12 protein-coding genes are annotated in these 12,102 nt (G+C 64.4%); 6 read left to right on the top strand and 6 right to left on the bottom strand.

The window, feature by feature from the left end; genetic code table 11:
* The first annotated feature begins 40 nt into the window (after positions 1-40).
* The 3 genes from ACZ42Y_RS07045 (at position 41) to ACZ42Y_RS07035 (ending at position 4,977) form a co-directional block, all read left to right on the top strand.
* The gene (locus ACZ42Y_RS07045; RefSeq protein ID WP_058370664.1) at positions 41-481 is read left to right on the top strand and encodes a hypothetical protein; all 441 of its coding nucleotides are present in this window, start codon (positions 41-43) and stop codon (positions 479-481) included.
* Positions 482-870: 389 nt separating this feature from the next.
* The gene (locus ACZ42Y_RS07040; protein WP_464735372.1) at positions 871-3,861 is read left to right on the top strand and encodes an adenosylcobalamin-dependent ribonucleoside-diphosphate reductase; all 2,991 of its coding nucleotides are present in this window, start codon (positions 871-873) and stop codon (positions 3,859-3,861) included.
* Positions 3,862-4,008: 147 nt separating this feature from the next.
* Entirely contained in the window at positions 4,009-4,977 is a 969-nt protein-coding gene (locus tag ACZ42Y_RS07035) for an FAD-dependent thymidylate synthase (RefSeq protein ID WP_464735371.1), read from the top strand.
* Here ACZ42Y_RS07035 and ACZ42Y_RS07030 read toward each other — a convergent pair.
* On the bottom strand, positions 4,974-5,183 hold the full coding sequence (locus tag ACZ42Y_RS07030) for a hypothetical protein (RefSeq protein WP_168371260.1): 210 nt from the start codon (positions 5,181-5,183) through the stop codon (positions 4,974-4,976). The genes ACZ42Y_RS07035 and ACZ42Y_RS07030 overlap by 4 nt on opposite strands.
* Positions 5,184-5,392: 209 nt before the next feature.
* On the opposite strand from ACZ42Y_RS07030, the gene ACZ42Y_RS07025 reads away from it, so the two are divergent.
* Together ACZ42Y_RS07025 and ACZ42Y_RS07020 are read left to right on the top strand one after the other, a co-directional pair.
* Positions 5,393-5,614, top strand: coding sequence for a CopG family ribbon-helix-helix protein (locus ACZ42Y_RS07025; RefSeq protein WP_464735370.1), 222 nt, complete (start codon positions 5,393-5,395; stop codon positions 5,612-5,614).
* A gap of 23 nt (positions 5,615-5,637) precedes the next feature.
* Complete coding sequence (locus tag ACZ42Y_RS07020) at positions 5,638-6,129, top strand: type II toxin-antitoxin system VapC family toxin (protein WP_464735369.1); 492 nt, start codon at positions 5,638-5,640, stop codon at positions 6,127-6,129.
* Positions 6,130-6,184: 55 nt separating this feature from the next.
* On the opposite strand, the gene ACZ42Y_RS07015 is transcribed toward ACZ42Y_RS07020, so the two are convergent.
* Positions 6,185-7,477 (bottom strand): hypothetical protein, encoded by a 1,293-nt coding sequence (locus tag ACZ42Y_RS07015; protein WP_464735368.1) that lies wholly within the window; start codon positions 7,475-7,477, stop codon positions 6,185-6,187.
* Between the two features lie 294 nt (positions 7,478-7,771).
* Here ACZ42Y_RS07015 and ACZ42Y_RS07010 point away from each other — a divergent pair, with 294 nt between their 5' ends.
* Entirely contained in the window at positions 7,772-8,620 is an 849-nt protein-coding gene (locus tag ACZ42Y_RS07010; RefSeq protein ID WP_464735367.1) for an FkbM family methyltransferase, read from the top strand.
* A gap of 132 nt (positions 8,621-8,752) precedes the next feature.
* Here ACZ42Y_RS07010 and ACZ42Y_RS07005 read toward each other — a convergent pair whose 3' ends face one another.
* The 4 genes from ACZ42Y_RS07005 to ACZ42Y_RS06990 all read right to left on the bottom strand — a co-directional run bounded on the left by ACZ42Y_RS07005 (position 8,753) and on the right by ACZ42Y_RS06990 (position 12,098).
* Entirely contained in the window at positions 8,753-9,967 is a 1,215-nt protein-coding gene (locus ACZ42Y_RS07005) for an ABC transporter permease (protein WP_464735366.1), read from the bottom strand.
* 6 nt (positions 9,968-9,973) lie between these two features.
* Positions 9,974-10,720, bottom strand: a complete 747-nt coding sequence (locus ACZ42Y_RS07000; RefSeq protein ID WP_464735365.1) for an ABC transporter ATP-binding protein — start codon at positions 10,718-10,720, stop codon at positions 9,974-9,976.
* The gene (locus ACZ42Y_RS06995) at positions 10,698-11,399 is read right to left on the bottom strand and encodes an MBL fold metallo-hydrolase (protein WP_464735364.1); all 702 of its coding nucleotides are present in this window, start codon (positions 11,397-11,399) and stop codon (positions 10,698-10,700) included. The genes ACZ42Y_RS07000 and ACZ42Y_RS06995 overlap by 23 nt, the downstream gene beginning before the upstream one ends.
* A gap of 117 nt (positions 11,400-11,516) precedes the next feature.
* Positions 11,517-12,098, bottom strand: coding sequence for a hypothetical protein (locus ACZ42Y_RS06990; RefSeq protein ID WP_464735363.1), 582 nt, complete (start codon positions 12,096-12,098; stop codon positions 11,517-11,519).
* Between the last annotated feature and the right edge of the window lie 4 nt (positions 12,099-12,102).

The following is a 12,102-nucleotide window of genomic DNA, read 5'->3' as shown; positions in this document are numbered from 1 at the left end:
GGCTGCGAGGCCCCGGGGCTGCCTCAAGGAGGATGCAGGGATGGCGAAGTACGAGAACTTCTACGTCCGCTGGGGGCCGGGCGCGCTAGAGCTACGGGTTATGAGCGATGCCCTCGAGCTGCGGGCCGCCAACGCCAGAATGCTTTTCGAGCCAAGGAGCATACTATTGGAGGCGAGGTACAGCTACAGGAAGGAGGTCGAGGACAAGAATAGGAAGACACTCTACATAGGCTTCGCTGAGCCGCTGAAGCCTCTGGAGGCCCCCCGCGTGGATATCGTGGGTAGGACGTATGTAGGCTACTTTGAAGTGATCTATACAGACCTCGACTTCGAGAAGTACCTCACAGTTATAACACCCGCCAGCTTCCTCTACGATTATTTCGTGGTCACTACGAGAGATTTGATGGTGCATCTACAGGCTAAACGCAAGCTATACTACGAGGAGGAGCCTTATGACAAAATTTCAGTACATATAGTATAATGCTCTTCGGGCGTAGTTGTCCTGCGGCCGTGGTGCATGGATACCCGCAGCCGTATGAGGCATCCTGGAGAAAGTGAAAGTGATTGATGGCTTGGTTATTATGCAAAGGTCGCGCGGCTATAGCCAGGAATTAACGTATTCAATAATATTCAATTATATGGAGTGTGGAGCTCACACTGCAGCCCTTGTAGCCCTGACAGGCTGAGAGGAGTACTGGTATTGCCGCGTGACACCCTAAGGATCAATGCGATCCCGCATGCCCCTTATCTAAAGCGTTATAATGCCTAAGGCATCCCTCTGAAGCATAATTCAATGAGTATTACACGGGCTTCTTAGAGGGAATCTGGGTAAGGGTTCCCCGGCAACTCCAGTAAAGGGGTGTCTCAGTGGTGGCAGGCACCAGCGGTAGTGATGAAAGGCAGTTGGAGCTTATCCGCGAGTCTCTGTACCGGCCCGAGGCGGAGGAGGAGGCTAAGCGGCTGCTCCTCCGCGAGGTCTACGCGCAGGTGGTTAGGGGGTACAGGGAGAGGGCTCCTAACGGCGGCCTGCTGGCTCCGCTGCCGGAGTGCGTGGAGAGGGCTGCGGGGGCTGGCGGGGAGCCCTGCGGGGACGATATGGGCTTCACCTATAACGCTGTGCGAGTGCTGATGGCCAGGTACATGACGAGGAGCGAGCACGGGGTCTACATGGAGACCCCCAGCATGGTTATGGCCAGGGTGGCCCTGGGGTTCCGGGAGAGGGTTGAGCCCAGGCGGCTCTACGAGCTGCTGATCCGCCGCCGCTTCGTGTTCAACTCCCCCACCCTCTTCAACATGTACGCCGACGGCGCCCGGGGGACGCTGAGCGCCTGCTACGTGACCCCCGTGTACGACGATATGGGGGCGATAATGGACGCAGCCACCGTGCAGGCGATGACCTTCAAGTGGGGCGGGGGCCAGGGCTTCTCCTTCAGCGAGCTGAGGCCCCGCTGGGACGTGGTGAGGGGCACCAGCGGCCAGGCCTCGGGGCCCATGAGCTTCATCCAGATATTCGACGTCGTGACCGAGATGGTTAAGCAGGGCGGGAAGCGCCGTGGGGCCAACATGGGCATAATGCACGCCTGGCACCCCGACGTCTACAACCCCTGGTTCGACCCCTGGGCGGCCCTCTGGAACAAGCTCCCCCCGCAGCTCCAGGAGCTGCTCCGCCAGCTGAAGGAGATAGTAGACACCATCGAGGGGGACGGGGAGTACGAGGTAGACCCGGCGGTCAAGGAGGCCCTGGATAGGCTCACCAGGGGCGGCTGGAGCACGGTGGAGGACGCGGGCTTCATCCAGGCCAAGGAGCCCCCCCTCCAGGACGCGAACATAACCAACTTCAACATAAGCGTGGGCGTCAACGACGCCTTCATGGAGGCCGTGCTGCGGGACGGGGAGTGGTGGATGGTCAACCCCCGCTACAGCGACCGGGGCGACGGGGTGTACAGGCTGCACTACACCGTGAGCAGGGCCACGGGCATGGGGAGGCTGGGGAAGCTGCTGGCAAAGCACCCCTGGCTCCTCGACAACCCCTATCTCAACGTCTTCGAGGACACGCTGGAGGAGGCCCGCGGGAGGGCCCTGGAGGCCCTCCGGGAGGAGGCCAGGCTGAGGGGCGTGGAGGCCAGCGTGGACGAGAAGAACCCCCACGCCTGGCGCCACCCCGCCCGGAGGCTCTGGGAGAAGATAGTGGAGAACGCCTGGGCGGGTGGAGATCCCGGCCTCTTCCTTGCGGACAACCATAACAAGTGGAACCCGACTCCCTGGCTAGGAGCGGTCAACGCCACCAACCCCTGCGGGGAGCAGCCCCTCTACCCCTTCGAGAGCTGCAACCTGGGCAGCATGAGTCTCGACAAGTACGTGGAGGCCGGCCGCTTCAACCTGGAGGAGTTCGCCCGCGACGTGGAGGCGGCTGTCGACGCTATGGACGCGGTTATAGACCTCAACAGGCACCCCGACCCCAGGCAGGATAGGGCCAACAAGTTCACCAGGAAGATAGGCCTGGGCGTCATGGGGCTCGCGGACGCGCTCGCCCGGCTGGGCATGGCCTATGACAGCGACGAGGCGGTAGCCTTCACCTTGGCCGTCATGGCCGCGCTGGAGGCGTTCAGCTGGAAGAGGAGCTGGGAGCTGGGCGCCAGGCTCGGCCACGCCCCCGCCTTCGAGTGCCGCCGCTGGGACTGGAGGAGGATGGAGTGCCTGGAGCGCGCCGAGCCCGATGAGCTGGCGGAGCTCCACACCCCCGCCCTCGTCAAGGCCGCCGAGGTGGCCAGGATAGAGGACGGCTGGCTGGTGCTCCGCTACCACCAGGCCGCCCTGCCCGAGGAGGTCAGGGAGAGGCTGGTGGGCCTGGCCAGGGAGAGGGTGGGCGGCGACGGCTCGGTGAAGCTGGTGCCCGCCGAGACGCTGGAGAGGGTGGCGGCCAGGGTGTTCGGGGTGGAGCGGAGGCACCTGGAGGAGGCCCTGTCGATGAGCCCGGTGGAGGCGGCGAGGAGCCCGAGGCACCTGCTGGCCCTAGCCCTCTGGGCCCCCGGCAGGGCGTGGGAGGTGCTCAGGCAGTACGGGAGGAGCCTGGGGGCGAGGGCCCCGAGGAACACGGTGACAACGACGGTGGCGCCCACGGGGACTATAAGCATAATAGCGGGCACCAGCAGCGGGATAGAGCCCTACTTCGCCCTGGTCTACAAGCGTGTGGTGGCCGTCGGTGAGTTCCTGGAGGTAGTCCGCCCCTTCCGCGACGCCCTGCTGGAGGCGGCCCGCCGCTACAACGCCCCGAGGGAGGCGGTGGCGGCCGTCTACGAGGCGGTGGCGAGGCATAAGGGCAGCCTGCGCTGGGCCCTGGGCGAGGTAAGGGAGAGGCTCATGAACATGGGCATAATGAACGGCTTCCTCGCCGAGGTGGAGAGACTGGCCAAGCTCTTCACCATGAGCATGGACTTCGACGTCTGGTACCACCTAGCCCACCAGATGGCAGCCCAGCTCTACGTAGACCAGGCTATAAGCAAGACAATCAACCTCCCCAGGGACGTGCCCAAGGACGCGGTGTACACAGCCTACCTCCTAGCCTGGCTAGGAGGCCTAAAGGGCGTAACAGTCTACCGCGACGAGAGCAAGGGCAGGCAGGTCATCTACTTCGGGGGAGAACAGTACACGCTGGAAGCAAAGCCCATCAGACGCCGCGGGGGGAACGGCCACCGGAAAACAATGAGGATGACCCACCTCCGGAGGAGGATGAAGAAAGAGGAGCTAGAACGCGACACCAGAGCCAGAGAGCTCTTCGAGGTAAAGGAGAGGAAGACGGAGACAGGCGAGGTAGTGGTAGAGCTCACCGAGAACAGCACATGCAAGACATGCGAGATATAGCCCCGCGGCTCCAGGGAAGCCCTGGGAGGCTCTCTGTTAAAGCCTGGGGCCCCATGACACTTGATCTCTAGTTTTATATACTTGCTCCCGCCCGTTCCACAAGACATAGTTCAAGGGGCATGTATGCTAGAAGCCCAGGCTAACGCTATGCAGGCCTTGGAGCCTCCTGTCAGGGTTCGGCTCCTGCGCTATACCCGGGACGGGCCGCTCCTGGTGGCCGCGGCGGCCCGGATAACGGTTAGCAAGAAGCCCGTGGAGCGGGCCATGGAGATGGGGCCTGGCGAGGTGGAGAAGTGGATCCGGGAGCTGGTGCGCCGGGGCCACGGGAGCCCGCTGGAGCACGCCGTCTACACGTTCGAGGCGGAGTGTAGCAGGGTCTGCAGCCACCAGCTCGTCCGCCACCGGCTGGCGAGCTACACGCAGCAGAGCATGCGGTACACCGAGGGCTTCCTCAGATCCATGGCTCTGAAAGTGTGTAGTATCATGGGAGTTGGCAGCTGCCCCGAGCGCCCAACCAGCGCCAACGACTACAGAGTCTATGAGACTGTTCTACGAGAAGCAGCAGGGAGGCTCGAAGGCCCCGACGGAAGCGGCTGGGCGCTGATTGTGGCCGCGAGCAGGGGCTACGTGTTCAACCCCTCCTGGAGCCCCGAGACCATGGCTCGGGTCGCGAGGGCCTACCTCGGGGCCACTGCGGAGTACTACGGGCTGCTCGCCGGCAGGGTGCCGAGGGAGGACGCCCGCATGGTCATCCCCCAGGCGGTCAGGACGAGGATAGTCTTCACCATGAACGCCAGGGAGCTGCTGGAGTCCTTCCTCCCGCTCAGGATGTGCAGCCACGCGCAGTGGGAGATACGCATGCTGGCATGGGGCGTGTGGAGAGAGCTCATGAAGGTGCACCCGGAGATATTCCGCTACGCGGGCCCCAGATGCATCCTGGAGGAGAACAGGGTGAGGCCCGAGCCCTGCAGCCTAGAGCAATACCTGAACGGCGACTGCGACTTCACAATCCCGCGCTGCCCCGAGATGGTGCCGAAGCCCGGGATAAGAAGCTGCCTAAGATACGCGGCGGAGTCCTCCAGGGCCTCCGCAGGCCCGCGGGGTTTAGGGGGCTAGCCGCTCTCTTCAAGGGATTTCCTCACATACTCCATGAACTCCTCTACGGTCATTTCATCCCTGTGCCTTGGCAGTTTTATCAGCACAACTTTATTGTCTGGGGTTAGTACCCTTATCTCATCGTGGTCCTTGTACCTGAACACGTCTAGCTGGCGTAGCTTGAGCTGCTCTAGCGCCTTCCTGTATGCAGTGTACTTGCGGCTCACCGGCATTGGGCTTCCACCGGCCTCCCGGGGCCCGGGGCGCTCTCCTATTATAACCCTACCTCGTGGCTCGAGGCTCCATCCCTCTTCAGGGGCTCTTTTAACCCGGGCTAGGATATGTTACAGCATAATCTATGTAAAGGTATATATCGGGTTTGCTCTCTCCTCTATACCCGCGCAAGAATAGTGTAGAAGCCTTATAGGTGGTCGTGATGAGCAGCTCCTCCGCCATCTATGTCCGGGTGCCCCAGGAGCTGCTCCGCGAGTTCGACCGCGTGGCGCAGGAGCACGGGTTGTCCAGGAGCGAGGCGATAAGGGAGGCCATGAAGCTCTTTATCCGCTACTCGAGGGCGCCTAGCGTCCGCGGGCTCCGCGGCATAGTGCGGGCCGGGGTTGACCCGGAGCAGCTGGACAAGTACATCCTGCCAGGCTAGCCTGCCCAGGGGGTGATAGGGGCTTGGCGAGCCCTATACTTGTTGACTCAACCGTGCTCTCTAGGCTGGTCCTCGGTGAGAGCGGTGCAGACTTCGCCGTCAATATTTTCAGCCGGGCCGAGGAGGGCAGCGATGACATCGTGATACCCAGCACGGCTGTGGTCGAGGCTCTCTCCAAGACCGCTGTAGCCGCGGCGGCAGCAGTCACGGGAGCGGGGCTGCCGGAGAGCATCGAGAAGCTTGAGTCCAGCAGCGAGGTTAGGGCCAGGGCCCTTGAGGCGGTGGAGAAGCTTGCATCCTATATAGCCCGGCTGGCCCGGATGGGGAGGCTTACAGTCTACAGCGTGAACGTGGAAGACATAGCCAGGGCTGTGGAGCTGGCACGGAGGCACGAGCTGGGCCTCAGCGAGGCCATAACCCTAGCGGTGGCGGAGAGGCTGCGCATCCAGAAGATAGCGACCTTCAGCAAGCGGCTCCGGAGGGTGAAAGGCTACACGTACATGCCGTCCAGCTAACCCCCTTTCTAGCCTCCTCTCGCACCCCTCGGGCGCTCCAGGGGTATACTTCCGCTCAGTAGACGTCAATACCAGCTCCCAGCGACTGGAGGGAGCCCAGCACTCCTGGGGCAGCATCCTCTATCCTCTCGACGCCCTTTACAACCCCTCTGCCCACCTTCATGAACCTCGCGAGAGCGGCCACGCAGTGGGCCGGCTCCCCGCACTCTATCCTGGCCAGCCCGGGCTCTCCGGGCTCTTGCTCGGCCGCTACGAGCCTATCACCATCCTCGATGTACACCTCCACGCCAAGCTGGTGCAGGAAGGCTTCGAAGCCCTCGTCCAGCAGCCCCTCGAGGACAGCGGAGCGCAGCCCGGTGACTGTTAGCCTAGCCCATGCCGCCGTGTAGGCGGCTGCGAAGAAGACGTAGCCTGGGTCCTCGCTCAGGCTCACTACAGCCGAGGAGGGGGCGAAGGAGTCTACATGCAAGCTGCAGTCCCGGCCACACTCTACCCCGGCCTCGAACCCGGAGGCCTTCAGGAGGTACTCGAGGCCGGAGAGGCCCTCGCCCCCCGGTAGGCCGGAGACTTCCAATCCACCCTCCATGCAGGGTGAGGCTAGGGCCAGCAGCAGCGCTGTCTCGTGCAGCCCCGGCTCGGCGCGGAGGAGACGCGGGCCGCCGGCCTCCCCGGGTGCCACCTCTACCCACCTACCCTCCTCCACCCGGAAGCCTGCCTCGCGGAGAGCGTGCTTCATGCTCTCCAGCCTCTTAGCCGCCTTAACTCCCGAGCCGTAGACCAGCAGCCTTCCTCCCCCCGCGGCGGCCAGGGCCGCCAGCACCCCGGCGGCCACGTAGCCTGGGGGGCTCTGGAGCCTAGCTACCCGCCCGGCCCCAGTGTAGGCGGCAGGCTCGACCACAATGAGCCTCGCCGGGCCCCCGCCGGGCCATGCGCGGCCGCCTACAGCGGTCACGGCCTCTATTATAGGCCGGAGACTGTAGGCTGGCGGCCGCCTGGAAGCCCCGCGTACCACGAACTGCCCGCCGGGCGGCAGGCGGACGGCGGCGAGAGGGGCCAGGAGCCCCGGCACCAGCAGCCCGCAGGAGGTATCCACTACTACTCTAGAGCCCGGCTCGCCCCCCTCATCGCGTATGTGGAGCCGCGTGGAGGAGACCCACTCTACACGGTAGCCTAGCCCCCCTAGGGCCTTCGCCATGTCCCGAATGCAGCGGCTCTCCATCCTAAGGTTGTCAACCTCGCCCCCGCCGCCGGCCGCGGCCGCTACAATCTTGACCATTGAGTCCCAGAGGGATGGCGTAGCCTCCACCCTCCCCGACACTCCCCTGCAGCCTACCACCCTGGCCTTCATAGCGTCTACACCGTGTAGAGGCCCGTGGGGTCAGGGCGCGAAACCCTCCGCACTGGCTGCCTTCGGGCCTCGGAGGGCAACCGTAAGGGCCCAGCTCATCACCCCTGGCCTGGGCGTCCGGCGCGAGGCATTATTAGGGGGATGCCCAGCTGCTCATAAGAGCTGCTCCTGCAGGCAGCACGCCCCGGGGATGAGGCCTGGGGGCTCCACGAGCCCCGGCCCTAGGGGCGGTGAAGAGTAGTCCCATCACCGACCTCCCTACGGGAGGAGCTATACCCGGGGGGACGCTGCTGGTTGGCTGCCGGCGAGTGGGGCTTAGAGCCCCGTGACGAGGAATACCTGGAGTGGCTCCTCGAAGCGTCGCGGGGCTGTATAGAGGGGCGGGAGGCGGCGCACCTGCTCGACGCTGCTCTCTCCAGCTGCAGGGGCATTGTTGAGGTCAGGCTGGGGGAGGCACTCTTCCTCATCCCGTGCAGCCAGCTCCCGGAGGCCTGGGCCAACCTGGTGCACGTCTACTGCCTCAACGACTACCGGGTAGGCGAGCTGCTAGAGGTTAGGCCGGGCGACGTGGTAATCGATGCAGGCAGCTATCTAGGCTTCTTCGCGGTCAGGGCCGCGCTGCTCATGAGGCGCCGCGGCCTAGTTGTAGCGGTCGAGCCAAACCCCTACGCGAGGCGAATACTCTATGCAAACCTCGAGGCTAACGGCCTCGAGAACGTGGCCCGGGTAGACCCGAGAGCTCTTGCCGGCTGCAGTAGCTGCACCCGCAGCCTCTACTTGGCGGAGCCCTGGGTGAACACGAGCACCATGCCCGGCTACCTTGAGTACATGGGCGCCGATAGGACGGGGAGGCTCCAAGTGCCCGCCGTGGGGCTCCCGAGGCTGCTGGCCAGCCACGGGCTCGGGCGGGTCGACCTCCTGAAACTCGATATAGAAGGGGCAGAGCTCGAAGTCCTGGAGCACGCTGCCAGGGAGGGGCTCCTGGGCCCCGACAGGGTTAAGCAGCTAGTGGTCGAGACGCACCCGCCGCTTGTAGAGCCCTCCCGGGTCGAAGCCCTGCTCCGCCTCAGCGGGTATAACACGTACACTATGGCCCTGGGCGAGCAATGGAGGCAGGCGGTAGTGGTGGCGGTGCAGCCCTAGCGTGCCTGGCACCTGGGGGTCAGCACGGCCTCCCTGCTCACTCCGGCCGGGGGTTCCAGGGCTCCCGGCCGGTCGCCGGGGGTTCAAGCAGTTACAAGAGCAGAGCTACATCATCCCTCCGGGGCTTCTCCCCTACTCCCTCTTCACAAGCCTCTCCGGCTTGTAGAGCTTTGCGGCGGCGGCCACAGAGACCGCGGCGAGCACCGATATGACAAGCGTGTGGGCCAGTGCTGCCCCCGTGTAGCCTAGGGCATAGTCTTCAATTGCCTCGGCGGTATGGGTGTAGGGTATAGTATAGAGCAGTATTCTTATCCACTCCGGGAGCGTGTTTAGATCCACGAAGAGCACCGAGAAGAACACCATGAGCGCCGTGCTTGTCACGAGGCTCGTCGCGAGGATTGCCGCCCTCTGGCCCGGCACCAGCAGGGTTAGGAGCACTGTAAACGAGGCCGTCACAATAATGGCCAGCACGACCTGGAGAGCGTGGAACAGTATCATATCGGGCCCTACCGTGGCCGAGACGGCCTCGGCATAAGCCACTGCTGCCAGCGCGTCGAGCCCGCCTGCAAGGAGGGCGGCCGTGATGGACCCCAGAGTCTTGCCCAGCACTAGCTCGACGCCAGTGATAGGGGTCACAGCGAGCACTTCCCCCGTCCCCCGGGCCCTCTCCCTGGTTATGGAGTCTGATACGGCCATAGCAGCAGGGTTGAGCAGGAAGAACACTGAGAACGCTAGGAACCTGGCGACGCTGGCCCTCTCCTCCAGCTGCGGCGGGGCCCTCTGCCCGGTAGCGGTGACCGTCTCCGACACTACCTCAACCGGGTGGAGTACGTGGGCGACGTCAATCCGCCGGCCAGCTAGGCTGGCCAGCTTCTCTACCCGCTGCAGCGCGAGCCTCTCGGAGAACTTGGAGACCACGCTGTAGGCTAGGCTCAGCGCGTCACTGGCAGCGGGGTTGCCCACAACCTGGTACACCATTATGACGACAGGCTTGTCTATTGCCGTGGCGTTCGCGCTAAATCCCGGGGGCAGCGCTATGGCCGCTACTGCTCCCCGCGGTGGCCTGCAGTTGGAGCTGTTGACAATAGCAGCCCTGAACCCGGGGCTGCCGGCGAACACGTCGTAGAGGCTCCTGGCCAGGCTCTCAGCCGGGGCGCCCCGGTCGCACACGACTATGGCTACGAGGGCTGCCTGTTGCGTCTTCAGCCCGGTAACCAGGAGCCCCAGGAGGGGGAAGAGGAAGGCCGATATCGCCATTAGCGCTAGGCTCCTCCTGTCACGTAGCAGCTCTAGGGCCTCCTTCCTAGCTAGCACGGCGAGCCGGTAGCTGTGGACGAGCCGTGCCACTCCACCTCACCGCCCCAGCGTGGCCTTTACGAAGGCCTCCTCCAGGTCCCTGGCGCCGTACCTCTCCACCAGCTCCCGGGGCTCGCCCTCATCCACTACCATGCCGCGGGCCATGAAGGCTACACGGTCGGCGAGCCTCTCAACCTCGAGCATGTTGTGGCTGGTAACGAGCACAGCCCGGCCCTCGCTCGTCGCCCGGCGTATCAGCTGCCTTATCCTCACGGCGGCGTACACGTCTAGCCCGGAGGTGGGCTCGTCTAGGACCAGCAGGGGCGTTTCAAGGGCGAGTGCCAGCGCCAGCACAAGCCTCCTCTTCATGCCCTTGCTGTAGCTCTCCACGGGCCTGTTGAGGTGCTCCCCGAGCTCCGAGAGCCTGGAGGCCCTCTCAACAATCTCCTCCGCCTCCCTTGGCGACCCGGTGTAGAGGGCGGCGTAGAACCAGAGATGCTCGTACCCGGTGAGCCGGGGATATACGGCGGTCTCCTCGGGGACGTAGGCGGCGAGCCCATAGGCGCCCCGGGCCCGGTAGGGATCCGCGCCGCAGATCCTAACCCTGCCCTCGTCAGGCTTGTAGATGCCGAGTATCATCCTCAGCGTTGTGGTCTTCCCTGCCCCGTTTGGCCCGACTAGCGCGAACACACTGCCCGCGGGAACCCTCAGGGAGATGGGCCCTATAACCGGGCCCCGCCGGAACCGCTTGACGAGCCCCTCCGCGGCCAGAACCTCGCCCCTACATCGCCTGGCTGGCTTCAAGCGTGGCAGCCCCTTTCCTCGGAGGCGCGAGCGCCACTATGGTCTTCTCGCTTGGCAGCTCCTCGCGGCTCAGCTCCAGCGTGTTGGAGTCTAGGCGTACTACACGCCACTTCTTAGCGTAGCGTAGCAGCTCGTCAAGAGGCTCCAAGGGGAGCTGCATGCCCGGCAGCCAGTAGTGCATAGGCACCACTACCCGTGCCCCCAGGGCCTCGGCGGCCTCAAGCGCCTGCCTGGGATGCAGCGTGTATACATCGCCGGCGGGTATGAGGGCTACGTCAACCCTGCCTATGGCCTCAGCCTCCTCCTCGCGCAGTGCGCGGCCAAGATCGCTTAGATGCACCAGGCTCAGCCCCTCGGCCTCAACCCGGTAGGCTACCACGAAGCCCCTCAGCCTGCCCTCAAACTCGTCGTGGGGCAGCCTCACACCCCGGACCCGGAAAGGGCCCAGCTCGAAGTCCCCGGTCCCCTCCCTCACAACCACCGTGTGCTTGCCCGAGACCTTCTCCACTGCATTGTGGTCGTAGTGCTCGTGCGTCACCAGGACGTAGTCGGCAACAACCATGGGTGCCTCGAAGCCGACGCCAAGGCTGCCCCCGTCGTGGGGGTCTATTACCAGCCTCTTGCCGCCAGCCTCTATCTCGAAGCAGGCGTGCAGCCACCATCTCAGCCTGAGCGGCATTTTGCCCTACCTGCCTGCCCCCTTGCTGCTCCCTCGACGGCCCCTAGTGGGGGCCTCTCCGCTGAGAAGAGGGCGCGTGCCCCTGGTAGGGCTATAAAGAGGATCCCTCGCCGGCGGCTAGCTTGAGAGCACGTCGCTGAGCGCTCTGACCTGCGCCTTAGCCTGGCTTCTGGCGGTGTTGGTAAGGATGTAGCGGCAGTATATTCTGCCGTCCCTCTCTATGCACTCTATCTGGTCGGATGGCAGCTTGGCCAGCTCCTCTACCTTTAGGGTGAACTTGGCGTCGAGGGCCCTGGCTATCCTTCTCTCGTAGCCCTTCTGGCTAAGCGAGGAGGCAGCTATGTATATCTCCACGGCCTTCGGGGGGTCCTCGAACTCCAGGAGGCCGCTGTGCCAGAGGGCGGCCAGGTAGGCGGCAGACGCCTTGTAGTCCCCCACCAGGTCGGCGAACTCGCGGAAGCTGGGCTTGGTGCCGCGCGACTTGGCTGCAAGCACTGAGCGGAATAGCGCGTACTCTAGCCTTGCCAGCTTGCCCTCGTCGATCTCGAGGATCTTCTTGCTGGGGGTGCGGATCCTGATCCGGGGCCTTGGAAGGGCGTAGACCTTTAACTGGAACCGCCCGGCACTCAGGGCCTTGCGGGCCTCCTCTATGCCCGATTCCACGAGCCGGGCCAGGTCCAGCGTAGGGGCGGCCGACACGCCT

The sequence above is a fragment of the Pyrodictium brockii genome (assembly GCF_055379715.1).
This window is presented reverse-complemented; position numbering and strand designations above follow the sequence as displayed.